Annotated in this window: 22 protein-coding genes; 9 read left to right on the forward strand and 13 right to left on the reverse strand. The window is 47.7% G+C overall.

Features of this window, described 5'->3' with window-relative positions; translation table 11 throughout:
* The first annotated feature begins 61 nt into the window (after positions 1 to 61).
* From pgaB to ACWAU0_RS16570, 9 genes are all read left to right on the forward strand, one after another.
* Entirely contained in the window at positions 62 to 1,975 is a 1,914-nt protein-coding gene (gene pgaB, locus ACWAU0_RS16530) for a poly-beta-1,6-N-acetyl-D-glucosamine N-deacetylase PgaB (protein ID WP_225893088.1), read from the forward strand.
* A 7-nt stretch (positions 1,976 to 1,982) separates the two neighbouring features.
* Complete coding sequence (gene pgaC, locus ACWAU0_RS16535) at positions 1,983 to 3,329, forward strand: poly-beta-1,6-N-acetyl-D-glucosamine synthase (RefSeq protein WP_458137300.1); 1,347 nt, start codon at positions 1,983 to 1,985, stop codon at positions 3,327 to 3,329.
* Entirely contained in the window at positions 3,326 to 3,760 is a 435-nt protein-coding gene (pgaD, locus tag ACWAU0_RS16540; RefSeq protein WP_171695670.1) for a poly-beta-1,6-N-acetyl-D-glucosamine biosynthesis protein PgaD, read from the forward strand. Before pgaC ends, pgaD begins: the two co-directional genes overlap by 4 nt.
* Before the next feature lie 81 nt (positions 3,761 to 3,841).
* Positions 3,842 to 4,366, forward strand: coding sequence for a glycine cleavage system transcriptional repressor (locus tag ACWAU0_RS16545; protein WP_033156519.1), 525 nt, complete (start codon positions 3,842 to 3,844; stop codon positions 4,364 to 4,366).
* A gap of 4 nt (positions 4,367 to 4,370) precedes the next feature.
* Complete coding sequence (locus ACWAU0_RS16550) at positions 4,371 to 4,844, forward strand: peroxiredoxin (RefSeq protein ID WP_458137301.1); 474 nt, start codon at positions 4,371 to 4,373, stop codon at positions 4,842 to 4,844.
* Between the two features lie 188 nt (positions 4,845 to 5,032).
* Positions 5,033 to 5,272: an OadG family protein gene (locus ACWAU0_RS16555; RefSeq protein WP_036274151.1), complete on the forward strand. Its 240-nt coding sequence runs from the start codon at positions 5,033 to 5,035 to the stop codon at positions 5,270 to 5,272.
* Positions 5,273 to 5,325: 53 nt separating this feature from the next.
* On the forward strand, positions 5,326 to 7,131 hold the full coding sequence (gene oadA / locus ACWAU0_RS16560; protein WP_205450392.1) for a sodium-extruding oxaloacetate decarboxylase subunit alpha: 1,806 nt from the start codon (positions 5,326 to 5,328) through the stop codon (positions 7,129 to 7,131).
* Positions 7,132 to 7,273: 142 nt separating this feature from the next.
* Positions 7,274 to 8,401 (forward strand): sodium ion-translocating decarboxylase subunit beta, encoded by a 1,128-nt coding sequence (locus ACWAU0_RS16565; RefSeq protein ID WP_033156515.1) that lies wholly within the window; start codon positions 7,274 to 7,276, stop codon positions 8,399 to 8,401.
* 113 nt (positions 8,402 to 8,514) lie between these two features.
* On the forward strand, positions 8,515 to 9,765 hold the full coding sequence (locus ACWAU0_RS16570; RefSeq protein WP_458137302.1) for a glycosyltransferase: 1,251 nt from the start codon (positions 8,515 to 8,517) through the stop codon (positions 9,763 to 9,765).
* On the opposite strand, the gene ACWAU0_RS16575 is transcribed toward ACWAU0_RS16570, so the two are convergent.
* The 13 genes from ACWAU0_RS16575 to ACWAU0_RS16635 all read right to left on the reverse strand — a co-directional run bounded on the left by ACWAU0_RS16575 (position 9,741) and on the right by ACWAU0_RS16635 (position 24,463).
* The gene (locus ACWAU0_RS16575) at positions 9,741 to 10,832 is read right to left on the reverse strand and encodes a glycosyltransferase family 4 protein (protein ID WP_458137303.1); all 1,092 of its coding nucleotides are present in this window, start codon (positions 10,830 to 10,832) and stop codon (positions 9,741 to 9,743) included. The genes ACWAU0_RS16570 and ACWAU0_RS16575 overlap by 25 nt on opposite strands.
* A 33-nt stretch (positions 10,833 to 10,865) precedes the next feature.
* Positions 10,866 to 11,837 (reverse strand): GDP-mannose 4,6-dehydratase, encoded by a 972-nt coding sequence (locus tag ACWAU0_RS16580; RefSeq protein WP_458137304.1) that lies wholly within the window; start codon positions 11,835 to 11,837, stop codon positions 10,866 to 10,868.
* Between the two features lie 2 nt (positions 11,838 to 11,839).
* A complete protein-coding gene (locus ACWAU0_RS16585) occupies positions 11,840 to 12,952 on the reverse strand; it encodes a glycosyltransferase family 4 protein (RefSeq protein WP_458137305.1) in 1,113 nt (370 codons plus the stop codon).
* A 41-nt stretch (positions 12,953 to 12,993) separates the two neighbouring features.
* On the reverse strand, positions 12,994 to 14,331 hold the full coding sequence (locus tag ACWAU0_RS16590) for a glycosyltransferase family 4 protein (RefSeq protein ID WP_458137306.1): 1,338 nt from the start codon (positions 14,329 to 14,331) through the stop codon (positions 12,994 to 12,996).
* A gap of 359 nt (positions 14,332 to 14,690) precedes the next feature.
* Complete coding sequence (locus tag ACWAU0_RS16595) at positions 14,691 to 15,737, reverse strand: class I SAM-dependent methyltransferase (RefSeq protein ID WP_458137307.1); 1,047 nt, start codon at positions 15,735 to 15,737, stop codon at positions 14,691 to 14,693.
* A gap of 177 nt (positions 15,738 to 15,914) precedes the next feature.
* Complete coding sequence (locus ACWAU0_RS16600) at positions 15,915 to 17,180, reverse strand: ABC transporter ATP-binding protein (protein ID WP_458137308.1); 1,266 nt, start codon at positions 17,178 to 17,180, stop codon at positions 15,915 to 15,917.
* 34 nt (positions 17,181 to 17,214) lie between these two features.
* Positions 17,215 to 18,036, reverse strand: coding sequence for an ABC transporter permease (locus ACWAU0_RS16605; protein ID WP_458137309.1), 822 nt, complete (start codon positions 18,034 to 18,036; stop codon positions 17,215 to 17,217).
* A 137-nt stretch (positions 18,037 to 18,173) separates the two neighbouring features.
* Positions 18,174 to 20,306 carry a YgiQ family radical SAM protein gene (locus ACWAU0_RS16610; protein WP_458137310.1) on the reverse strand — a complete coding sequence of 711 codons (2,133 nt, stop codon included), beginning with the start codon at positions 20,304 to 20,306 and terminating at the stop codon, positions 18,174 to 18,176.
* Positions 20,303 to 21,106, reverse strand: coding sequence for a spermine/spermidine synthase domain-containing protein (locus tag ACWAU0_RS16615; RefSeq protein ID WP_458137311.1), 804 nt, complete (start codon positions 21,104 to 21,106; stop codon positions 20,303 to 20,305). Before ACWAU0_RS16615 ends, ACWAU0_RS16610 begins: the two co-directional genes overlap by 4 nt.
* Before the next feature lie 209 nt (positions 21,107 to 21,315).
* The gene (locus tag ACWAU0_RS16620) at positions 21,316 to 21,936 is read right to left on the reverse strand and encodes a glutathione S-transferase family protein (protein WP_458137312.1); all 621 of its coding nucleotides are present in this window, start codon (positions 21,934 to 21,936) and stop codon (positions 21,316 to 21,318) included.
* Positions 21,937 to 21,962: 26 nt separating this feature from the next.
* The gene (locus ACWAU0_RS16625; protein ID WP_458137313.1) at positions 21,963 to 22,424 is read right to left on the reverse strand and encodes an amine oxidase; all 462 of its coding nucleotides are present in this window, start codon (positions 22,422 to 22,424) and stop codon (positions 21,963 to 21,965) included.
* Positions 22,425 to 22,439: 15 nt separating this feature from the next.
* A complete protein-coding gene (locus tag ACWAU0_RS16630; RefSeq protein WP_458139236.1) occupies positions 22,440 to 23,528 on the reverse strand; it encodes a flavin monoamine oxidase family protein in 1,089 nt (362 codons plus the stop codon).
* A complete protein-coding gene (locus ACWAU0_RS16635) occupies positions 23,528 to 24,463 on the reverse strand; it encodes a hypothetical protein (RefSeq protein ID WP_523070809.1) in 936 nt (311 codons plus the stop codon). Before ACWAU0_RS16635 ends, ACWAU0_RS16630 begins: the two co-directional genes overlap by 1 nt.
* Positions 24,464 to 24,675 lie beyond the last annotated feature (212 nt).

The raw sequence follows: 24,675 nt of genomic DNA on the forward strand, positions 1-24,675 counted from the left end.
TCTTTTTTTAACACTGAGAACTAGCTGTTTCCAGTTTCTTTTCCCGCTTAAATTAATAAATATGCACATTGTTGCTCGTGTAATTTTTGTCTTTTTCTGTTTGTTTGCCCAGCCCTTGCTGGCCGCCGATTCGGGTAACTCCAGCTTTCTGGTATTAAATTATCACGACATTCTCGAAGAAGAAGAGCGGGTGCCGCCATTTGATCGGATCGCGGTCAACAAAGACCATTTGGCCGATCATTTTGCCTGGTTGAAGCAGAATAACTATCACGTTATCAGCGTCCAGGATTTGCTGGATTGCATGAAGGGCGACAAGGTGTTGCCGACTAAAGCCGTGATGTTGACCTTTGACGACGGCTACCTGAGTTTTTATACCCGGGCCATGCCTTTGCTGAAAAAATACAAGTATCCGGCCACCTTGGCGGTAGTCGGTTCTTGGCTGGAGCAGCAGAATGTGCCCGGCGTTAAACCGTTAATGACGCCGGCGCAGATTCGCGAAGTGGCGGACAGCGGTCTGGTCGAGATTGCGTCGCACACCTATGATTTACATCACGGCATCGTCGCCAATCCGCAAGGCAATCAGCAAAGCGCAGTGACTTCGCGTTTGTACAGCAACGAATACGACGAATACGAGAAAGACGAGGACTATCGCAAACGGATTTTCCAGGAAGTGGATAAAAGCTCCGAGCGTTTGTTTCAGATATTGGGCAAGCGGCCGCGGGTGATGGTGTGGCCTTACGGCGAATATAACGCGATTGCGCTGGAAGCCACGAAATTGGCTGGCATGCGATTGACCATGGGGCTAAACGACGGCGCCAATACCCTGGCCGATGCGTATGTGATGAAGCGGATGATGATCACCGACGACGTCAACGCCAAACAGTTCGGTGAAATCGTCAAAAATCAGCGCGTGGGCCAGGAATTGCGGGTCGCGCACGTGGATATGGATTACATCTACGACGATGACGAAGAGCAGACCGAGAAGAATTTGGCCTTGGTGGTGGAGCGAATTAAAGCCAGCGGCGCTAATACCGTTTATCTGCAAGCCTATTCGGATCCGGACGGCGACGGTAATGCCGACAAACTGTATTTCCCGAATCGGCATTTGCCGGTACGCCGGGATATGTTTAATCATGTGACCTTGCAATTGCGCACGCGGGCCGGGGTGCGTGTGTATGCCTGGATGCCGATCATGGCTTATAAAGCCGATGTGCCACTGAAATGGTACGTGAAAGAGTGGCGCGACGGCGAGCCGCAGCTATCCCGGCATATCTACACGCGGTTGTCGCCGTTTAACCCGGAAGCACGGCAGTTTGTCGGGGAGATTTATGAAGACCTGGCCAAGCATTGCGACTTTAACGGCATTCTGTTTCACGACGACGGGATTTTGTCGGATTTTGAAGACGTCTCGCCGTTGGCGATGGACTTCAGTCGTAACGTCTGGGGCATGCCGGCCGAGTTCGACAAGATCCACGCATCCAGCGAGTTACGCTTGCGTTGGGCGCAGCACAAAACCGAGTTGATCGGCCAGTTCACCGATTATTTGACCGACAAGGTCCGGTTCTACCGGCCTTACATCAAAACTGCCCGCAATTTTTACTCCTTGCCGCTGTTAAAGCCTTATAGCGAAGAATGGTATGCGCAATCGTTCCCGGCGTTTTTAAAGCATTACGACTACGTGGCGGTGGAAGCGATGCCTTTCATGGAAGAGGCCGAAAATCCCAAGCAGTGGTTGATAGAGTTGGTGGAAAAGACCGCGCAATATCCGGACGGATTGGACAAGATGGTGTTCGAATTGCAGGCGGTTAATTGGAAAACCAAGCAGGATATTGCGATGCCGGTGTTTACCGAGCAATTCGAGTTATTGAAAAAACACGGCGCCAAGCATATCGGTTATTACCCGGATAATGTGTTTAACGATCAGCCGAAGTTGGCCGAACTGAAAAAATTCTTCCCGGTTTCGAGAAAGGATTAAACGATACATGGAAAACTTGCTAGACCAAGCCTGGGTGCAGCAATTTATCGACTGGTGGTTGATCACCCTGGAATATTTGCAGGAAGTGCCGTGGTGGCAGTTCAACGAATGGCTGTCGCGCTTTGTGTTTTATTATCCGTTGCTGATGGCCTATGTCTGGATGTTGGGCGGCATGATTTATTACGTGCGCTGGGAGCGGAATCGCGGGAATGTGTTGTCCGATCTGCCGGAATTATCCGAATACCCGTCCGTGTCGATTCTGATCCCTTGCTATAACGAGGGCGAGAATGTTCGGGAGACCATTGAATATCTGCTGCATCAGGAATATCCCAACTACGAAATTATTGCGATCAACGACGGCAGCAAAGACAACACGCTGGAAATTTTGCACGAGCTGGCCGACCAGCACCCACAAATTCGGGTGGTCAATTTAGCCAGCAATCAAGGCAAAGCGGTGGGTTTGCGCACCGCGGCATTATTAGCCAATAGCGAAATTTTGATCGGCATTGACGGCGATGCCTTGCTGGCGCCGAATGCGACGGCCTGGATCGTTCGGCATTTTCTGGAAGATCCGCATGTCGGCGCGGTGACCGGTAATCCGCGTATCCGCAACCGTTCCACTTTGCTGGGCAAAATTCAGGTCGGGGAGTTTTCCGCCATCGTCGGCATGATTAAACGTGCGCAGCGTTCTTATGGGCATGTATTTACCATTTCCGGAGTGATTGCCGGTTTCCGGAAAACCGCCTTGCACGATGTGGGCTATTGGAGTCCGGACATGGTGACCGAAGACATCGACATCAGCTGGAAATTACAGCTGGCCGGCTGGGCAATCCGTTTTGAGCCGAATGCCTTGTGCTGGGTGTTGATGCCGGAAACGCTAAACGGCTTGTGGAAACAGCGCAGCCGCTGGGCGCAAGGTGGAGTCGAGGTCTTGCTGCGTTATTTCCGGCCGCTGTTTAGCTGGCGTTCGCGTGGTATGTGGCCGCTGTATCTGGAATGCTGCATCAGTTTGACCTGGGCGTTTCTGGTGGTGGCGATGCTGGCGCTGGTGCCGATCGAGTGGCTTAGCAGCGAACCGCAGGAAGCTCTGGAAGATTTGTCGCCGCATTGGACCAGTATGTTGTTATGCGTCACCTGTTTGATTCAGTTTGCCGTAAGTTTAACTATCGATTCCAGTTACGAGCGTAAGAGCGGCGGCTCCGCGCAGCATTATTACTGGATGATTTGGTATCCGATTGTCTATTGGCTAATCAATGTCGGGACCACGATTAACGGCTGCATCAAGGCCTTGCGCAAAAAGCGCGGCCAGCGGGCGGTGTGGGTAACCTTGGATAGAGGCTTGAGGCAAAAATGAAAGACATCATCATTAACCAACCGCATCTACAAAGTTTCTCGCAAAAATGCGGTTCGGCGTTTATGTCGGTATTGAGTTGGGTGCTTTGGTTGTATTTTTTGTGGCCCCTGTTTACGCTCGGCGCCTGGTTGATGGGTTTGAAAAGCCTGTCCGACGAGATCCGCTGGTTCGGGGGTTATAAAACGCTGTTGGAATTGTTGCAGTTGTACGGCGAGATCGTGGTGATCATTGCCGGCATTTGGTTGTTTTGGACTTTGTATTTGTCATGGTTGCATGCCAGCGTCGCTCCTAAGCGGACCGCGCCTGTCACTGATCAACAGTTGGCGGTGGCGTTTAAAGTCGATGAAGCCTTGGTATTGAAGGCTCGGGCCGGCAAAAAAGTAACCGTGCACTTCGATAATCACGCGGTGATTACCGAGATAGATTCGTAGTAGTCCGGATTGCTGGGTTGCGGTTCTGCTTTTCGCGGCGTTGATGTTACACTGCGCTAGGCGTATTCAAGGACTTACATTATGCAACTTGCAATCACAGTGTTGGGCGGCAAGTCCAACGGTTTTATCGCGGAAATCCTCTCGGCCCTGAGTGCCTGTCAATGCAGTGTCGTGGAACTGCGCACGTCCAACCTGACCCAAATCACAGCGGCTTATCTGCTGATAGCCGGCAATTGGAATCATATCGCCAAGCTGGAAGGTATGCTGGAAGCGATAAAAGTTCGATTCGAAATTCAGATGAGTTTTTTACGGCCGGATGAAATCCCGCCAGTATTGGAGGGGGTGCCTTACACATTGGAAACCATTTCCATGGATAAAAACGACGTGCTGTTCGCGGTGACATCGTTTTTATTGGACAGGGGCATTTCTATCGAAGAAGTGACTGCCAGCCGCCATCAAGCGGCTTTTTTTAACACGCCGGTGTTCTCCACCAAATATGTATTGCTGGTGCCGCCGGAAGTGCGCATTTTATCGCTGCGTGAAGAATTTCTGGATTTTTGCGACAGCTTGAATATCGACGCTATTCTCGAACCCATCAAAAGGTGATCTGATGACCTTAGCTACTCTCGGCTCTACCGTTCCCGATTTTGAAATTGCCGCAACCGGCGAAAAAACCGTCAAACTCAGCGACTATCGCGGCAAAAAAGTCGTTTTATATTTCTATCCCAAGGACAACACCCCCGGCTGTACCCAGGAAGGTCAAGGCTTTAGGGATAATATCGAACGGTTCAATCAATTAAATGCCGTTATCCTCGGTGTATCCCGTGATAGCGTGAAAATGCACGAGGGATTTAAATGTAAACAAGAGTTTCCGTTTGATTTGTTATCCGATCAGGACGAGAGCCTTTGCAATTTATTCGATGTCATCAAAATGAAAAACATGTACGGCAAGCAAGTGCGTGGCATAGAGCGCAGCACTTTCCTGATCGACGAAGCGGGTGTGTTGGTCAAGGAGTGGCGCAAGGTGCAGGTCAAAACCCACATTGCCGAAGTGTTGGATTATTTGCAATTGGCTACTGAATAAATCGGTGTCAGTCCATCCTCATTGATGAGGCTATTCAGTTAGCGTCAGACTACGTAAAACGACCGTCTAAGAATACTTTTTTGCCTTACGCTGGCTAGGGCAATTAAACCCTGCGCCCCGCTCAGGATTGTTTAATCCGGCGGTTTTGGCGATAATGAACACAGTTTTTAATCATTTGGACGAAACACATGAACGAAATGCTGTCCTCAGGGATTGAGCTGATGTTAATAGGCATGGGTATGGTTTACGCATTTTTGGCCATGTTGATCGTGGCTATCAATGTGATGTCCCAACTGGTCCGCCGCTACTTTCCGGAAATGCCTGCCAAGTTTTCGGATCAACCTGTCGTGGCAGGCAACGATAAGGCTGTCATCGCTGCTATTACCGCAGCTGTTCATCAGTACCGCAAAAAACATAAACACGGATAATCATACCCACAAGGTAGCAGTGCTCGGCCCAAAAACGTCATTAGGAGAAAAGAGTGGAAAAGGTAAATAAGCCCCTGGGAATTACTGAGGTGGTATTACGTGACGCCCATCAGTCAATTCTGGCGACCCGGCTACGTATCGAAGACATGCTGCCGATTTGCGAGCAGCTTGATCAAATCGGTTACTGGTCTATCGAATCCTGGGGAGGCGCCACCTTTGATGCGTGTATTCGTTATTTGGGCGAAGATCCTTGGGAGCGTTTACGGTTGTTGAAAAAAGCCATGCCCAATACCCCGCAACAAATGCTGTTCCGGGGGCAAAATATTTTGGGCTACCGGCACTATGCCGACGATGTGGTCGATAAATTTGTCGAGCGTTGCGTGGTCAACGGTATAGACGTATTTCGGATTTTCGATGCGATGAACGATATGCGCAATATCGACCGCGCCATCAAAGCCGTGCTATATACCGATGCCCATGCCCAAGGCACTATTTCCTACACCACCAGTCCGGTACATACGATCAAGAAATGGGTTGAGCAGGGCAAGCAAATTGAGGACATGGGTGCGCATTCTATCTGCATCAAGGACATGGCCGGTTTGTTGACGCCTTACGATGCTTACGAGCTGATCAGCAAACTAAAAAAAGCCGTGGCGATTCCAATCCATATGCAATGCCACGCTACCACCGGTTTAAGTGTCGGTACATACATCAAGGCTGTTGAGGCAGGCGTCGACAATGTCGATACCGCCATCTCGTCGTTGAGCATGACCTACGGTCACAGCCCCACCGAAACCATAGTGGCGGCCATGGCCGGCCAAAAGCGCGAAACCGGTCTGGATCTAGCCAAGCTGGAAAAGATCGCCGCCTATTTTCGAGAAGTACGCAAAAAATATGCGCAATTTGAAGGCAGCTTGAAAGGTGTGGATGGCCGGATTTTAGTATCGCAAGTGCCGGGCGGTATGTTAACCAATATGGAAAGCCAATTGCGGGAACAGGGCGCTGCGGATCGTTTTGACGCGGTGCTGCAGGAAATTCCGTTAGTGCGTAAAGACCTCGGTTACATCCCGCTGGTCACGCCCACTTCGCAAATTGTCGGTACTCAGGCCGTGTTGAATGTGCTAGCCGGCGAGCGCTACAAAACGATCAGCAAGGAAACCGCCGGTGTATTGAAAGGCGAATACGGCGCAACGCCAGCCCCAGTCGATAAAGAATTGCAGGCGCGCGTGCTGAACGGCGCCGAACCGATCACATGCCGACCGGCGGATTTGCTGGAAGCCGAGATGGACAAACTGGTGGCAGATGTAAAAGCCAAAGCCGCGGCGGAAGGCGTGAAACTGGCCGACAGTGTTGAAGAAGATGCGCTTATTGATGGTTTGTTTGCGCAAGTCGGCTGGAAATTCATTCAAAACCGCGGTAACCCGGAGGCTTTTGAACCTAAACCGGGAGCAGAGAGCGCGACAGCGTCAGTGCCCGCCGTTACCCAGAAAGCCGTGGTCGCAGAGACCTACACTGTTAACGTCGACGGCAAAAACTATCACGTAGCGGTGGCATCCGGCGGTGCCGACTTAGTCGTTAAACCGGTTACAGTACAGTCCGTTTTGGACAGCGGCCCCATGTTGGCAGCCACTGCGCCTATCGTCAGCGGCAGTGGTGTTGTGGAATCGCCGCTGGCTGGCGTGGTGCTTAAAGTCAATGTCAATGTAGGCTCTCATCTCTCCGAAGGCGATGTCGTTTTGATTATGGAAGCGATGAAAATGGAAACCGAGATCCGCGCCAAAGTAGCCGGTATCGTCAGCGCGGTAAACGTTCGTCAGGGGGATTCCGTGGCGGTCGGCGATGTATTGGTCACCTTGTAATATTTCTTATCGTTTAACGTGGTCTCGGGCCGTTAGCTTAGGCCCGGGATCTAAGTAATTCGCTGATCAGCGATTCGCGCCACGCTACTGGCGGGTGCGATGGCGGTGATTCTGATCAAACAACCGATTGAATACATAATCCATGGAAAATCTTAGACTGTTGTGGGAAAGCACGGGTATCTATAACGTTACCGGGCCGCAAGTCATTATGATGGCGGTGGGGTTTTTGCTGTTGTATCTGGCTATCAAAAAAGGCTTTGAACCTTTGCTGCTATTGCCGATAGGATTTGGCGCGGTGCTGAGCAACATTCCGGTGGCCGGCATGATAGACGAAGGCGGCATCCTTTATTACCTATATGGTGGTATCAAGGCAGGCATCTTTCCGCTACTGATTTTTATGGGCGTCGGGGCGATGACCGATTTCGGCCCGATGTTGGCTAACCCTAAAACTTTGTTTTTAGGGGCTGCCGCCCAATTCGGGATATTCGCGACTCTATTCGGCGCGTTGGCGTTGAATGCCGTTCCAGGTATGGATTTTACGCTTAAGCAGGCGGCGGCGATTGCCATCATCGGTGGTGCAGACGGCCCCACTGCGATTTATGTGGCGTCCAAATTGGCTCCGGAATTGTTGGGAGCGATTGCGGTGGCCGCGTATTCTTACATGGCATTAGTACCCTTGATTCAACCGCCCATTATGCGCGCCTTGACCAGCGAACAAGAGCGGCGGATAGAAATGCAACAGCTTAGAGTGGTTAGCAAGGCCGAGAAAATTGTATTTCCTTTGATGTTGCTGGTGTTGACCGCCATGTTGCTGCCTTCGGCGGCACCGCTGGTTGGTATGTTTTGTCTGGGTAACTTGATGAATGCCAGCGGCGTGGTCGAAAGACTGAGCAAAACCGCGCAAAACGAATTGATCAATATTGTCACGATATTCCTGGGTTTGTCGGTTGGCTCCAAACTGAGCGCCGAGGCGTTTTTAAAAATGGAAACGCTGGGTATTTTAGGCTTGGGCGCAGTCGCTTTTTCTATCGGTACTGCAAGCGGTGTGCTGATGGCGAAAGTCATGAACCGTTTCAGCAGTACGCCGATCAATCCGTTGATTGGTGCTGCCGGCGTTTCCGCAGTGCCCATGGCAGCGCGGGTGGCTAATAAAATTGGTTTGGAAAGTAATCCGCACAACTTCCTGTTAATGCACGCGATGGGGCCGAATGTCGCCGGTGTAATAGGCTCGGCGGTGGCTGCGGGGGTTTTGTTGAGTCTGGTGCGTTAACGAAACGCTGAGCAAATTGATTCCGCCGATTCGATGGATTCAACTTGTTACCTTCATTCCGGAACGGTCGAGGGATTTAATCAGTTTCAACGGACGATATTGGCGTGACAGGCATGGAAGCAAATAAGGCCGAGGCTGATCTGATAAAAGTGCTTTGGTTAACATCTAGCTACCCCAGGTATCCGCACGACAGCGCTTCTGTGTTCCTAGGTTATTTTGCACAAGCGTTGGCAAACCAACAGATCAATCTTCACGTTCTCGCGCCGGACCACTGTGACGTTGAACCCGCTTTTAGGCAAGGCAATCCCATCAGTAGCCACTTCCGATATTTTTTTCCCAGGCGGCTACAGCAGTTAGCCTATGGCTCGGGAATTTTGCCGAACCTTCGCGCCAAGCCTAGGCTAATCCTACAAGTGCCGTTCTTTATGCTGGCGATGTTGCTTGCAGCTATCAGGCGATTAATCATAGACAAACCGACGTTGATTCACGCTCACTGGATTTTTCCACAAGGCACCATAGCGGTATTGCTCGGCAAGTTGTTCAGGGTCCCGGTAGTGGTCACCGCGCATGGCGGCGACGCATTCGCGTTGCGAGGTGGCGTGTTAGCTTGGATCAAACGTTGGACCATCAAAAATTGCAACGTTTGGACCAGCAACACCCAGGCAACAGCCGATGCCGTCGGTCCGGATTTGCCAAAACCCCATATCATAGCGATGGGTATCGATTATCGGCGGTTTGCAGCCGGCAATGCTAAATTGCAAAGAAGCAGCGAACCTGAAAAACTGGTTTTACTCTTCGTGGGCCGGCTGGTTGAAAAAAAAGGCGTTGCCGATTTATTAGCGGCAGTGGCCGGATTGCCAATGCCATTGCGCGGTCGGACCGAGCTATGGATAGTAGGCGACGGCACCGAGCGCAAGCGTCTAGAAGCGCTAGCGTTTGAATACGGTATTAACGATCAGGTGATATTTTACGGCGGTTTACCCAATAGCCAATTACCGGGTTATTACGCTGCTGCCGATATTTTTATCGCGCCGTCCATCGTCGACGCTCAAGGTGACACCGAAGGGCAGGGGGTAATTTTACTTGAGGCGATGGCTAGCGGTACTGCGGTCATTAGCACCCGAACCGGCGGCATCGTGGAAGTTATCGAACACGGGAAGACGGGCTTGCTGGTTAATTCCAACGCACCGGCAGAAATCAGGGATGCCGTCGAACAACTCGTTGCGGATAAGGAGTTGAGGGTATCATTGTGCGTCGCGGGGCAGAGAGCCGCCGAATCTTATGAATGGCGAAAGGTAGCACTTAAATTCACAAACCTATATAGGCGATTGGAACAAATTCAAAGGCTTTCAAGTAAGTCTTGAAGTACCGTCGCCGAAAACATCCAGTCGTGAATCTGATTGTATTCTTTCGTTTTCCAGGACAGAGCCCGATGAATCCGTTCCGCTAAATCCTTCGGATTGCTGCTATCTGCCAAGCATTCTGGATAATCCTGCAAAATCCAGCGTGCGCCAGCCGAGTCCGAAGCAATGACCGGTTTGCGGCATTGCATGGCTTCATACAGCTTAACGGGATAACTATATTCGCCGAATGCTGAACGACGGTTGATGACCACTAATACGTCCATCGCATTGATCAGCAGAGGCATATCCTCATCCGCTAGATAACCGATCTCAATGACCGCATTCCGTATGCCTTCAGGTATTTTTATTCCTTGTTCCCGGCGCCCGGAAATCACAAGCTTGGCTTCAGGAAGCCGGTTCAATAAATAAGCCATTGCTTGAAATAATGACTCCACACCTCGATTTTTATAAAGAGACCCGCAATAACCAATGAGCGGCACTTCTTTTGGCAAGTTAAAGCGGTTTCGTATATTACTACCATCCAGCGGTTGGAATATAGGATCGGCTGCCATAGGGATAACCGTAGAATTATTATCCGCCCGAGTACGCACCATCAATTTAGCCAATTGTGGTCCGGCGGCGCTTATTGCAGAGCATCGCCGCAGAGAGCGACGCCAAAGCCAATGTAAAGGTTTTAACCAGGGAATATAACTTTCATAATTATCATAAGCGTCAATTAGCGTTTTTACGCCATATCGCCCCCCTAAATAAGTCGTGAGAATACCGTACCAAGTATCCGAACATCCGATTATCCAATCAGGTGCCTGAGTTTTAACTATTTCTTCCGCTTGTCTAAGAAAGGCTAAAGGGCCGCTTGAGCGTTTCAGCGGATAAATACTCACAGAAAACCATTCCATGCCATGGGCGTAAAGATGGATGGGGTCGCCAGCCTGATAATCCAGTAACAATAATGTGACTTCGTGACCGCGTTGCGCTAGATAATAAGATAAATAGAAAAAACGCCCATAGGGTCGAGTTAGCAAATCTCTCCCTTGCGGGCGGCGTTTGCATAGAAACAGCAGGCGCATAAAGCCAGTCTATAATCGAGCAACTACCTAAGTTTATAATCCTATGGTCATTTTTAATTCAGCTTCTTTGCACATTAATTTCACAACATCATCAATATCACTTTGAGATTTCCAGCCCAATTCGTTTTCGGCTCTAGTGGCATTGCCTTTACTGGTTCTTATGTCTAATGGTCTTGAGAGTCTTTTATCTTGTATAACATGGTCTGCCCAATGCAGTCCGAAGTAATTAAATACGCTTTCGACAAAGTATGACAGTGGTACTGTTTTACCCGTAGCAATAATATAATCGTCGGGTTTCTCCGCTTCCATCATTAACCACATCGCTTCCACGTATTCCGGCGCCCAGCCCCAATCCCTTTCGATGTCCAAGTCGCCAAGGCTTAATTTTTCCGTATTTCCAGCAGCTATTCGCGCAGCACCGCGCACTATTTTTTGTGTGACGAATCGCTCGGGCCTTAAGGGTGATTCGTGGTTAAACAGAATCCCGGTGCAGGCGAATAATCCGTATGCTTCGCGATAATTGGCTACTAAACCATGTGCCGCAGACTTAGCGACAGCGTAAGGACTTCGAGGATAAAAAGGCGTAGATTCAATGGCGGCTGTTTCTCCGGTATTACCAAAGCATTCGCTTGAGCCGGCATTATAGAAACGGGTGGGGAAATCGATAAATCGAAGCGATTCCAATAAATTCAACGTACCAGTGACGATGCTTTCCATGGTTTCAACGGGTTGTTCAAACGATAAACCCACTGAAGTTTGACCTGCCAGATTGTAAATTTCATCAGGCTTATGTCGTAATATTGTCGAATAAACGCTACGAAAATCGTTAAGCGCCATTGATACCGTTTCAACTTGTTCCTTAATACCCACGGCATGAAGATTTTTAAATGAACTTACCATCGCGTCGCGAGAAGTACCAATCACCGTATAATCTTTTGTTAATAAATAGCGGGCTAAATAAGCACCGTCTTGGCCGTTAATTCCACAAATCAATGCACGTTTCATGGTTAATTATTTAATAGTTGATGATAGGTATTAAGCGTTTCTCTGGCACATTTGTCCCAGGAAAATAGTTTGACGCGTTGTTTTCCTTTCGCTACCAGTTGCGCCGAGTAATCCGGCGATGAAACCACCCGTTCAATTACCAGGCGCATTTCGGTAGTATCCTCCGGATTAAATAGCTCGGCAGCGCTTCCCACTACTTCCGGTAGCGAACTGGTATTGGAACAGACCACGGGGCAGTCAGCAGACATTGCTTCCAGGGGCGGAATTCCAAAGCCCTCGTACAAGGATGGATAAATAAAAACCGCTGCTGAACGATACCAGGCAGCTAACTCATTGTCACCACCGGATGCATAAATGACATTGTCAGGGTTAATATTTAAAGTTTTAAAAAGTTTCAATTCAGCCGGAGTAAAGTTTCCGCCGCCAAAACAAACGATGGGAAATTCGTTCTTTAGCAATTTAGATTCCGAATAAGCCTTAAGTAAGTTTGCAAAGTTTTTGTAGCCGTTGCGTTTACCTACATATAATAAATGAGGTATATTTTTCCTATTCCGCTTGGGGTATGAGGTATCGGTAGAAAAGGAGTGCCCAAGATATATCACAGAGATTTTCTCATTAGGTATATCGGTCAATTCGAGCAAATCTTTTTTAGTATTTTCAGAAATGCAAATGATGTGATCTGCACGACGCAGTGAACGTGCCTTGATTTCACGGGTTCTATCCAAAATGGAAAAATCATTTGGATATTTTTCATGAATCATATCGCATACGGTAATGACCCGTTGCGCTCTCCGTGGACAACAGTCGAATAGGGAATAATAGGTTTCATGAAAAATGTCGGGATGAAACTTGTGTTTTAACAAATTGAGCGCGCCCACATTGGTGAATGTGGAAATTCTTCGTGATAGTATTTGTGGCAGTGCTCTTGGTAATCGCATGCCGCGAGGACGAATTGGGCCGCCTTCGTCAAAATATTCATTCGTATAGAGAGGAGCGAATATTTCGACAGAAGTTTGATCAAGTTTGCCCAAATTATTTGCCAACTCACAAAAGTAACGTGATATACCGCCATATCTTTGTATGCAAAATATTTGGTGGTCGAACAGGATGTTCATTTATTTAAAGGAAAATTATTTTTTTAAGAAATAGCAGTATTTTATCCGTTTTCCTGTTTGGCTAAGTTGGACCCATTGATGTTTGTTTGGATAATGTTCAGTATTTCGGCAGTGCATTCTTTCCAAGTTGGCCATGAGAAGTTCACGGTATTCTCACAGCTAGCGATTCTGCTAATCGTTAAGGACTTATGGATTAATGATACGAGTTCTTCCTTATTTGCAAGGGAAAAATAGGAGCAATGACTGCCGCCAATTTCATGAAACACCGGAATATCGCTTGCAAGTACCGGGCAATTAAATGATAGCGCTTCAACTAGTGGCAAGCCGAAACCTTCAGTCATGGATGGAAAGATTAATGCTTGGGCATTTTTATAGCAAAAGGATAGTTCATTATCGGAAAGGTCTTGAAACCATATCAAAGATGATCCAAACATGGGATGCGATTTTATTCTTGCAATAGTGGCATCTGATTCCCACCCATATTTTCCGATGATACATAGCTTAATGTTAGGATGTGTTTGCCAAATGCATTCAAAAACATCCAGCAAAAAGTTATAATTTTTTCGTGGTTCAATAGTGCCGACAGATATGTATACAGTGTTGTTTTCAAATAACTTATGAAGATGTTCTCGTACTCTTAAAGAATCGCTGATTAAATCAAGATCCGCTCCCAATTTGAATGCGACAATGTCTTTTTTTTGAATACTGGGACGGTCTGATATATATTCTTCAATAACTTTTGCTGTGTCATGAGATATGCTTAATATCAAGTCTGACGATTCGAGCGCGAAGTCTATTTTTGATGAAAAGTTTTTTTCGTGTATTTTTGTTACAAAATCACTATGAGTAATTGGGATCAGATCGTATATGATGGTAACTATCTTAGCATGGTTGTTTTTTGTCTCTGCAACAGCCTTATGGTAGAACGCTGACCACCAAGATGAGCCAGGAATAAATAGTATGTCCTTGCTAGATGGCTTCCATATATTTTTGGGCGCTAAATAAGTTACTAGATTTGCTGTTAAAATTATTGGTATGCATATGGGTAATAACATGGGTAGCAAAATAAAACGAGTATATTTACCCCATATTCTATCAATTAGGCCTGGCGATATAAAATATAGTATTTTTTTAAATATATTCTTTAGGCGTAAAATTTGGCGCGAAGCAATGCTAATTGAATGAAAATATCCAATTCCTTTGTTGAAGTCATCAACAACAATGAAACCATAAAATGGGTCATAATAGGTTAATTGACATGAAATATTTCTATCGGCGCAAATTGAAATCATGTTAGCAATTACATTGCGTTCAGTTCTGCGAATGCCTGTATTGCCTTCTCCACGAACAAAATCAGTACAGTCAATATAAATGCTCATTGTTTATCCTTAGTTCGGTTTCCAAAAATTCTTTATTGGATTTAGAGGGTAAAATGTGTGGTGGATTCAGTTATATATTATAGTCTGGGTAATTATTATTGAGCACTGAAGTTCGTGCCAGAGAGCTACCGTTACTGAATAACTGGCGTCTTAATAAAACGCCAAAGCTGGCAGTGTCGGAATAGCCTGATTTTGCTTGGATGGTTGTCGAGTTAATGAGTTTTCGTTTGCAAACCAAGCCAGGGATATTTCTTTGGATGATATAACTTGGATTGAGCTGTATAAAATTGGATAATTATAAGGCTTCAAAACAGATGATCAAGAATATTGACCCAAGAAAGGCTGCAAAATAGTCATCATTAATCTGTGCTTTTAATAATGACTAATCCAAAACAAGTAGACGCGAATCCATCAATAGCCAATTTTAAATGAGCTGATTGTTTAGAGTCGCTCCATTGTTCTTTCGACAACCATCCTTCTCCAACAGTATAAGGAGGGACATCAATAAACTTATCTAATACACGATCTCCAATATTAAAGTCGGGCCCCAACATAACATGACCTGATCTGATTAGACGTTGTGAAAGTTTAAGAAAATCTTTTTTCCTAAATAGAACCGTTGGCCAATTGTCAATAGTTTTTTCCTCTGAAAGGTAATTATACTCTGTTGTATGAATTGCAATTCCTCCAGGCTTCAAGACGGAGAGTGAATTTTCGACAAATGCGAGCCCTTTCTCAATCGATCCTAAATGTTCCATTGCACAAACGGACCAACAAAAATCAAATTCTTCATTGATCAAAGGGATTTCATTCATGTCGATATACCTATGTCCAACATTTTTATCGAACGTTTCTTTGTCAACAATATCTGGGTAGTAAGCTTGTTCTTTTGCTGTGGTGTGTTGTCCTGTTTCAGCCCAGCCTTTGCCAATTACCTGCTCAATTGAAAGATCGGAAACGATAACTTCCATTCCTTTCGAAGCGAAAAATGAAGCTAAAGGTTCTTGTCCGCACCCAAAGCCTAACCCTCGGATATTCTCGATCAACAGATTGCGTTCGTGCAGTATTTGTAACAAAAATGCAAATTCCCATAATTTCCTATGATAAATGGGCGCGGCTTTTATTTGATTACACCAATAGACGAACCAGGGGCTCTCGACATCGATCTGTGTTGTCGCCTTGCTAACAAGTCCATGATTTTGTGGTTCGCCAGATACATCTATTTGTTGAAGTTTAGGCTGTAATTCTCTTGCGATTTGATACCCGAAGTTTTTTGTATTTAATCTCATTATTTCAATATCTTTAGTTGCTGACCACAGGCTATTAATATTAGGTCTATTTTTTGAATCCGTGAGACTTAAAAGCTCTCGAAATAAAAAATTTGGAATTTTAAATATTTTTTTCATTTTATATGTGTTAGTTATTTGTGCTGATTACGGCGCTGTGTAAAGTTATCAGTTATATTGATAGTATAATTTATTCTCGCCAGAATACTAACAACAGGAATTTAGCTCTTAATAGATAATTTTTTGCTGCTTAAACTAACTCTTCTCCAAACGGAAGTTTCAATGTTAATTTATCTGTCATGATAAAGTTATCCAACGAAGATTCGGGCGTATAATGCCTGGTAGTTTTTCGTGTCTAGCACCATGCCCATCAATATCAACAACTTGGAAAGTCATGCAATAACCTGTATTGATCAACAACTTGTCGTGTGGAGGTAAATCGGCCCCTAAAAGAACTGAATATGTACCTGCATTCAGAATGTGTGATGGAAATTGACATATTGTCTTATATTGACCCGGTGTCTTAATGTTGTTGTTCCACGCATCAGGATCATTTGATCCACACATGAGCGTGCCATCGTTTCTTTGCAACATTAGACCTATTCGTAAACCAGCTATAGGCTCTAAAATTTCATATTCTAAAACAATTGAAAACTCTTCATTATAGTTTATCGCGTACGCAAGATTGTCATCTGAATTCATAATTCTGGCATTACTAAATACAATATTGCGATCTCTTAATGCGGGATTGGCGCTCAACTCTATGAAGTTTGTTTTTTCATTGTAATCTTTATAGTATCTTTCTATGCATTCATTAATATTGCAAGCTGCTATTAATTTGCCACCTTTTATTAAAACTCCTTTGGAACATAATTCGCTAATGGCTGCCATATTGTGGCTTACAAAAATAACTGTTATATTTTTGCTATTAAAGTCTTGCATTTTTCTAAGACATTTTTTTTGAAACTGTGAGTCGCCTACTGATAACACTTCGTCTACAATCAATATTTCAGGTTCTAGGTGCGCCGCCACTGCAAATGCCAATCGCACATACATACCGCTCGAATAATGCTTAACCGGTGTATCCAGAAACTTTTCAACTTCGGCAAAATCGACGATTTCATCGAATTTTTCTTGAATTTCATGTTTTCGCATGCCTAATACTGCGCCATTAAGAAATATATTTTCTCGCCCGCTCAGTTCAGGATGAAAACCCGTGCCCACTTCCAATAAACTTGCTACGCGGCCATTAATCGTTACTTTGCCGGTTGTCGGTGCGGTTATCCGGCTCAATATTTTGAGTAAGGTTGATTTACCGGCGCCATTGCGGCCGATAATGCCTACCCGATCACCTGGCTGAATTTCAAAATTAATATCTTTTAGCGCCCAGAATTGTTCGGTTTCGCGGTTATTCTGAGCTGCTTGAAAAGGATGGAGCAAACGATGAACCATTGAGCGAGCACTGCCACTCAATTGATCGCGTAGTGTGCTGTAGCGAGTCTGGTTTTCATGCTTAATTGTGTATTTTTTGCCAAGATTTTCGACTTTTATTGCATACGTCATTATGTGTTTTTATTGTATTAATGCGATTGGCGAATTATAGGCTGTCGGCAAATTGTCTTTCTGTATTCAAAAAATAACGAATGCCAACGCCTAGCAATAAAAATGAAACGGCAACAGACAAACTGAAGCCTTGTAAAAACAGCGTGGATTCTTCGCCTATTATTCCCCAGCGGAATCCATCAATGACGCCCACCATGGGGTTAAGTGAGTAAATCAGTCGCCATTGTTCAGGAATAATCTGGCTGCTGAAGCCAACCGGCGAAACATACAATCCCATTTGCACAATAAAAGGTACTACATAACGGAAATCACGATATTTAACGTTGAGAGCCGATATTAAATAGCCCAAGCCTATTGCCGTAATGGTTGCCTGTAATAAAAATAACGGCAATAACAGAATATTGATCGAAGGTATAAATCGATACCAAATCATCATGCCCATCAACAATACAAATGAAATAACAAAGTCGATCAAATTAACAAACAAAGGCGTAGTAGGAATAATAATTCTGGGGAAATAAACTTTGCTGATCATGGCTGAATTATCGACGACGGCATTGGCGCTTTCGCTGAGTGAGTTTGCGAAGAAATACCAAGGTAACATGGCCGTAAACACCATGATTGGGTAGGGCGCATTTGCATCACTGGGCAAGTGGGCGATTTTTCCGAAAACCAGCGTGAAGATAAGCATGGTCAGCAACGGCCTAATTACGGCCCATGCGGCACCGATAACCGTTTGTTTATACCTGACTTTAAAATCCCGCCACGCAAGGATGAAAAACAAATCCCGATACTCCCAAAGCTCCTTCGACAGGTGAAGCATGGTTTTTTCCGGAGTAATGATGGTTTGTTGCATCTGAGTGATATTTATACGTTTGACTTTAATGGCGGAGTTCGTCACCAGCGGTTTTACAATCGCAAAACAGCCGGCTTATTCATTGCTAGTTCGATTGCGCAAGTCGTCTAGCATAGTCGCATGTTGTAGAAATTCAATTAACGTTTGGTTTTAAACTGTTTTGTTTTCGACTTGTTAGGAAAGGATCTATCATCGATTTTTGGTTGAAAACTCGGCACCAAATGCTGCTTACCATTACCAATCAAATCCGCGCGGCCCATATGTTTCAAAGCCTCCCGCAGTAACGGCCAGTTTTTCGGGTCGTGGTAACGCAAAAATGCCTTATGTAAGCGCCGCTGTTTAATGCTCTTCGGAATTGCTATGTCCGGGCTGTTTCGGGCGACTTTGTGCAAGGTATCTTTCCCCGAATGATACATCGCCGTAGCAATTGACATCGGCGACGGCAAAAAGGCCTGGACTTGGTCGGCTCGGAAGCCGTTGCGTTTTAGCCATAGAGCTAGATTCAGCATGTCTTTATCTTCGGTACCCGGATGGGCCGCTATGAAGTACGGGATCAGATATTGTTCTTTACCGGCTTCTTTGGAGTACTTATCAAACATCGCTTTGAAGCGGTCGTAAGTGCCCATGCCGGGTTTCATCATCTTCGACAGCGGGCCTTGCTCGGTGTGCTCCGGGGCAATTTTCAGGTAACCGCCGACGTGGTGGGTCACCAACTCTTTCACGTAAGCTGGTGTCTCAACCGCGATGTCGTAACGCAATCCCGATGCGATGAAGATTTTTTTGATGCCCGGCAAGGCGCGAGCGCGCCGGTAGAGTTTGATCAGCGGTGTTTGATCGGTATTCAGGTTCTGGCAAATCCCCGGATAGACGCAGGAGGGTTTGCGGCACGATTCTTCAATCTTCGGGTCTTTGCACGCCAGACGCCACATGTTGGCAGTGGGGCCACCCAAGTCCGAGATATGGCCGGTAAAATTCGGCGAGGTATCGCGGATGGCTTCAATCTCACGAATGATGGAATCTTCCGAACGGTTTTGAATGATGCGACCTTCGTGTTCGGTAATCGAACAAAAGCTACAGCCGCCAAAGCAGCCACGCATGATCAACACAGAATGCTGAATCATTTCAAACGCGGGGATATTGGCCTTGCCGTAAGCGGTATGCGGCAGCCGCGAGTAGGGCAGGTCGAACACGCCGTCCATTTCCGGTGTGGTCAGCGGCAAAGGCGGCGGATTGATCCACACTTCGCGGTTGCCATGGCGCTGAATCAAGGCGCGGGCGTTGCCGGGGTTGGTTTCGCCGTGCATCACTCGGGAGGCGTGTGCGTATAAAATCGGATCGTCTTTTACGGCTTCGTAGTCCGGTAGGCGGATCACGGTTTGCGTGCGCTGCTTGTTGGCGATGGGTTTGAATTGGATCACCTGCTCGTTTTTAGCCCGTGCCGGTTTATCCTCCTTGGCACGGGTTCCCGACCCGTCGCCGCACTCCGATCGTCCCTGATCGTCGCACGCCGGTTGTTCTTGATAGGGATTCACGTGGGAAATCACCGCCCCCGGCTTGTCGATGTCGGTCGAGTCTTTCTCCATCCAGCCCTGCGGGACTTGTTTGACAAAATGCACGGTGCCACGGATGCCTTTCAAATCGGCGATGGTTTCGCCTTTTGCCAAGCGTTGGGCGATTTCCACCACTTGCCGCTCGGCGTTGCCGTAGACCAATAGGTCGGCTTTGGAGTCCAGCAGGATGGATTTACGCACTTTATCGGACCAATAGTCGTAATGCGCGATCCGACGCAGGCTAGCTTCAATACCGCCGATAATAATCGGCACATTTTTGTAGGCTTCGCGGCAGCGGTGTGAATAGACATTCACGGCGCGGTCCGGGCGTTTGCCGGCCGCCCCATCGGCGGTATAAGCATCGTTGGAGCGGATTTTCTTATCCGAAGTATAGCGATTGACCATCGAATCCATATTGCCGCCGGTCACCCCAAAAAACAGTTTGGGTTGGCCCAGTCGTCTAAAGTCCTCGGCACTATGCCAATCCGGTTGCGAGATGATGCCGACCCGGAAGCCCTGCGCTTCCAAAACTCGGCCAATTACGGCCATACCAAAACTGGGATGATCGACATAGGCATCGCCGGTCACCAAGATGACGTCGCAGGCGTCCCAGCCCAGCGCTTCCATTTCCGCGCGGCTCATCGGCAATTCCGGCGCCGGCCCGAAGCGGTGCGCCCAGTATTTTTTATAGCCGAAGATGTTGGGAGCGTTGTGTATCACGATTTTATAATCCGGTTGAAGACGTTGGGGTTGTGGCGTTTTAAATCCAACAAATAGATGGGGAATTCCAGTTGGTACATCTGTTCCAGCCGCTTGGCCTTGTCGATCAATTGTTTGATGCTTGGCTTTGCCATGGCTTCACCAAAGGCAAAGCCGATGACATTGCCGCGATTGCGTACCGGCAAAAACAGCATGCGCCTTTCAAACACGCGGCCCAGGTTCCAGGCCACTTGCTGGAACATATCCTTATCAGTGCCCCATAAATTGATCACCAGCAGACCGTTTTTGGTCAGCAAGGTTCGGCAATTGTCGAAGAAAGTTTCGCTACTCACTTCCGGGGCCATGCCGTCGTGGTCGTAAGCGTCTATGACGATCAAGTCGTGCTGTTCGCTCTGGACCTGGCTGGCTTGGCGTACATGTTGCGCGCCGCAGCCAATCTTGATTTTCAGGCGCGGATCGAATGGCAGGCCAAAATGGCTGCGTGCGACTTTTAACACACTGCTACGAAATTCCACGACCTTGAGCCGGCAATCGGCAAACTGGCGCAGCATGAATTTGGCGATAGTGCCGCCGCCCAAACCTATCATCAGGATTTCGTTGGGAGTGTCGTGGAACAGCAGGCCGGCCATCATTGCCCTGGCATACAACGAATGTAGCCGGTCGGGTTCCATCAGTAGCATACTGCTTTGCCGGGCATGCGAACCAAAGTGCAAGGCCCTGACGCCCTCCTTATCAACGATTTCTATGATGCCTTCGTCGTCGTGGCTTTGGTGTACCACCAGGCCTTCATATTTGTACATGCGCTGTAGCGAATGGTAAAGAGGACGCTATTTTCCTTGAAAATCCAACGCTTGTCTTGTGAATAGTGTGCGGATGACGATTTAGTCACCTTGTAAAAATGAAGGGATATTGGCTTAACTCGGCTGATTGATGGATATGAGTGTGAATGGCTTCACATCGCGAATCTCCGGACAGGAGAAGGCAACAACAGATAGTGCGGCGATAAAAGTCACTCCACGCGATAACCTTCCTCCCTCAGTACCCGTTTAACAACCGGCCGCGACAGCATCAAACGATAGTGTTTCAAGCAGTTTTCCGGCAGCGTAATACCGATTTTATCCGCCCAAAACTCCACGTAAAACAAAGCGGCATCGGCAATGCTGAATGTGCCCAATGCATAGCCTTCGGCTGGCAGCAACTCGTTCAAGATTGCAAAAGCTTTATTGACTATATCCAAGCCTTGGGCCTTAACCGCGTCGTGATCGGCGGGATTGGGCGCGAATTTCTCCGTGGTAAAAATGCGGGCAAAGCCTTGACCATGCAGCGTGCCGACCGCATAGTCCATCAACTCGATAGCTTTCGCATCGCCATCCGCGTCGCCTGGCAATAGTTTTGCTTTGGGGTAGCTGCGCGCCAGCCAGTAGGCGATAGCTTGGAATTCGGTCAGGGCAGTACCGTCGTTACGGACCAGGGTAGGGATGCTGGCTTTGGGGTTGATTGCCAGATAATCGGCTTGATTTTGATCGCCGGCCATTAAATTGACCAGATGCGCTTCAAAAATCAGATCCAGCTCTTCCAGTAAAATATGGATACCGGTCGTGCAGGAGCCGGGTGTCATGTAGAGTTTCATAAATTATCCTATCGGAAAAGTTTTGCTTAACGGCATTCCAGAAAGTAAGCATTAATGTCCAGCGCAAAGTTCCGCCAAAGCAAGGCGATGTCGCTGCGCACCGCGCTCAGGTAAACCTGATCGGGTTTATGCTCGTCTGGGAAATTGGATAAGGCGCAGGAAGTGCGATGTTTATCCACTACCATCAACAAAAACTCGTCGATAAAGCCATCAAATACCGCCAATACTGATTTGGTAATATCCGCCAAGCCCTGATTGACGGTGCTGCCGGTGTGATCAAACGGCAAGGTCTTTAATTGAGCCAGGGCGTCTTGATAGGTTTTTTCCAAGACGATCAAGATATTGCGCTGAAAACAACCATCCCATTGTTGGTGTGATAGGTCATGGGCCAGTAATTGATCGTACTGCTTCTTCATATTGGCTTTCTGCTCGATTATGAATCGACTAAATTCGCCGATGCTGTTCGCGTTAAGCGTTGGATTGTTCATGTCAAAGTCCTTTAGTTAGAGTGTTAATGCGCTAAAAACCCGGTCGCTGGCTGCCAATGCGCCTTCCAAATAGCCGCCGGACCTACTGGCTGTTTCGGTTCCGCAGAAATACAGTTTGTCTTGCCAATGGTCCAATTGCAGCGCGCGATGGCCGTAGGCGGGATGTTCGAACACCGGTATGCGATCTACAGAAGTCGCGGTAAATGGTTCCCGGCTCCAATCCTGAATCATCACACTTAGTGGATTGGCGGCGGCAGGACCGAATAAGCCGACCATTTGCCGCACGATCAGGGCCGGCAGACTGTCTTGATACTGTTCGCGAATCTGGGCTGGCAAACCAAAGAAACCAAACAGGGCAGATGTTCCGCCATCGTCGGAGCAGGCGTCATAGACTTCGGCTAAAACCGCGCCGGGGTAGGATGAAATAGCGTTGCCGGAATAGCCTTGTTGGCGCCAGAAAGCCTGTTCGTAAACCAGAACCGCCTTGGCGTGCCCGGCCATCCAGGTGGGCGTGTCTTGCATCAGTGATAGCAAACCGGGTGCTAGAGCCGGTTGAAAGGTAATGCTGTTAGCCAGTAATCGTGGCGGAGCAGCCAGCACAACTTGGCGAGCCTGTATGGTACTGACGGTGCTATCGCATGCGAATGTTAAATCGACATAACTACCGTGATCGCTAAGTGATAGCAAATTGTATCCAAGGCGCAACACCCGTCCCGGTATCCGTTGCAATAAACTGTCAATTAATTGCTGGCAACCGCCGGCAATCCGTCTGGCTTCAGCGTGAGTCTGAGTATCGATGTAAGTCACCGGCCGGGAGTCTGCTTGCACGTGATATAAGCTTTGGCCGCAGTCCCATTGCGGGAATAGCGTCAATCCCAAGCGCTTTACTAATGCCGAAATACGCGGTTGCTCGGTAGGCCACAGCCAAGTGGGGCCCAAGTCTGCGGTAAAACCCAGGGTAGGGTCAGCTGCGGATAGAATCCTGCCGCCGCAGCGTTCGCGGGCTTCAAATACGCCAATGTTAGGTTTGTATGTCAGCAGTTTTTCTGCCAAGGACAAACCGGACAGTCCGGCGCCAACAATCGCCACGTCCAGCATGGTCATCACGCCATCTGCATCGTTTGGCGTAGCAAGGAGTTACCCTGCCATAGGGGTAATTTCGGCGCTTCGGTCGACGCGCTGGGCATGATCAATTTCTTGCGAAAAATATCCCACACGCCGTCATAGCGTTGTTGTACCCGGATGCTCCATCCCCAAACGATAGGTAAATGTACGGGCACCCAAATATAAAGATCCGGCCTATCCGGTCCGGCGTTTTGCATGAAGTACACGGTGTATTTTTCCAAAACGCTCATCGACGCGACAGTATTACCGGCAATTTCGCACGGAATGGCTTGAGTCACGGTCTGGCTGAACAGCAGTTTTTGCTGCTGGCCTTGCTGTTGAAACCCGCCAAGCGGTATGACCGGCACAGGCCTGTCTTTCTCAGATAGATACAAAACCGGGTCGCCTTCTTCACTTTCGGTATCCAATAAAGTCATCGTTTTGCCGTCGGCGAAGTGTGCTGTTCGAGTAGACTCCAGCAACTGCAAGACGCCCAATTGGCTGCAAAAGCCGGCGGTGTCCCATGCCAGTTCAAAATGAGGTGAGATACTTAGGGTTGGCATATCGTCCGCCAAGCTTACGGTGGGCGCGGCCATGCGGGCGTCAAGCAAGGTCAAACGATTCTGCTTGGGTTGCTGCGGGTGAGCTGTGGTAAGGGCTAAGCAGCTTTTGAGCGGCGGGCTCAGTAAATCGCTGTTCCACACGAATGCGTGTATGGGTGTACGTTTCGTATCCACGGGCACTACCGCAGCCCGTTCGATGCTTAACGAGTAATCGCCGAGTAAGCCGTTTTGTACATCATGCTCTACATCACCGAGTGGGTTATCCGCTAATTTTTGGGTGTCGATGCTGTAGCGATGGCCTGCTTGCAGCACTGGATGCTTGGGTTTGGGCGGTGCAGGCATCGGGCGGGGCAGAGGGAAAATGTGTTCCATCGTTGGGCTGCTAATGACGAAAGCCATAAGGCAATCAAGAATGATGCCAATTGAGCAAATCACCGCATGTGTGTGTAGGATGTAGATTGATAGGGATTATCGCTCTAAGGCAGCTTAGCAAACGATGTCGTGGATGCGACAAAATCGGACGATCCTGTCTGACAACACCATTAAGTCGGCGTTATCGCCAGCGCTTGCTATCCACGTAGAAC

The sequence above is a fragment of the Methylomonas sp. Uni0009 genome (genome assembly GCF_054188105.3).

Bases quoted from the DNA above. Each gene is read 5' to 3' on its own strand.
- ACWAU0_RS16585 (WP_458137305.1), bottom strand. From the start codon at position 12,952: ATGAACATCCTGTTCGACCACCAAATATTTTGCATACAAAGATATGGC.
- ACWAU0_RS16625 (WP_458137313.1), bottom strand. From the start codon at position 22,424: ATGAACAATCCAACGCTTAACGCGAACAGCATCGGCGAATTTAGTCGA.
- ACWAU0_RS16570 (WP_458137302.1), top strand. From the start codon at position 8,515: ATGGAAGCAAATAAGGCCGAGGCTGATCTGATAAAAGTGCTTTGGTTA.
- ACWAU0_RS16555 (WP_036274151.1), top strand. From the start codon at position 5,033: ATGAACGAAATGCTGTCCTCAGGGATTGAGCTGATGTTAATAGGCATG.
- pgaC (WP_458137300.1), top strand. From the start codon at position 1,983: ATGGAAAACTTGCTAGACCAAGCCTGGGTGCAGCAATTTATCGACTGG.
- ACWAU0_RS16615 (WP_458137311.1), bottom strand. From the start codon at position 21,106: ATGTACAAATATGAAGGCCTGGTGGTACACCAAAGCCACGACGACGAA.
- ACWAU0_RS16620 (WP_458137312.1), bottom strand. From the start codon at position 21,936: ATGAAACTCTACATGACACCCGGCTCCTGCACGACCGGTATCCATATT.
- pgaD (WP_171695670.1), top strand. From the start codon at position 3,326: ATGAAAGACATCATCATTAACCAACCGCATCTACAAAGTTTCTCGCAA.
- ACWAU0_RS16580 (WP_458137304.1), bottom strand. From the start codon at position 11,837: ATGAAACGTGCATTGATTTGTGGAATTAACGGCCAAGACGGTGCTTAT.
- ACWAU0_RS16595 (WP_458137307.1), bottom strand. From the start codon at position 15,737: ATGAAAAAAATATTTAAAATTCCAAATTTTTTATTTCGAGAGCTTTTA.
- ACWAU0_RS16545 (WP_033156519.1), top strand. From the start codon at position 3,842: ATGCAACTTGCAATCACAGTGTTGGGCGGCAAGTCCAACGGTTTTATC.
- ACWAU0_RS16565 (WP_033156515.1), top strand. From the start codon at position 7,274: ATGGAAAATCTTAGACTGTTGTGGGAAAGCACGGGTATCTATAACGTT.
- ACWAU0_RS16605 (WP_458137309.1), bottom strand. From the start codon at position 18,036: ATGCAACAAACCATCATTACTCCGGAAAAAACCATGCTTCACCTGTCG.
- ACWAU0_RS16575 (WP_458137303.1), bottom strand. From the start codon at position 10,832: ATGCGCCTGCTGTTTCTATGCAAACGCCGCCCGCAAGGGAGAGATTTG.
- ACWAU0_RS16590 (WP_458137306.1), bottom strand. From the start codon at position 14,331: ATGAGCATTTATATTGACTGTACTGATTTTGTTCGTGGAGAAGGCAAT.
- ACWAU0_RS16630 (WP_458139236.1), bottom strand. From the start codon at position 23,528: ATGACCATGCTGGACGTGGCGATTGTTGGCGCCGGACTGTCCGGTTTG.
- ACWAU0_RS16550 (WP_458137301.1), top strand. From the start codon at position 4,371: ATGACCTTAGCTACTCTCGGCTCTACCGTTCCCGATTTTGAAATTGCC.
- ACWAU0_RS16635 (WP_523070809.1), bottom strand. From the start codon at position 24,463: ATGGAACACATTTTCCCTCTGCCCCGCCCGATGCCTGCACCGCCCAAA.
- ACWAU0_RS16600 (WP_458137308.1), bottom strand. From the start codon at position 17,180: ATGACGTATGCAATAAAAGTCGAAAATCTTGGCAAAAAATACACAATT.
- pgaB (WP_225893088.1), top strand. From the start codon at position 62: ATGCACATTGTTGCTCGTGTAATTTTTGTCTTTTTCTGTTTGTTTGCC.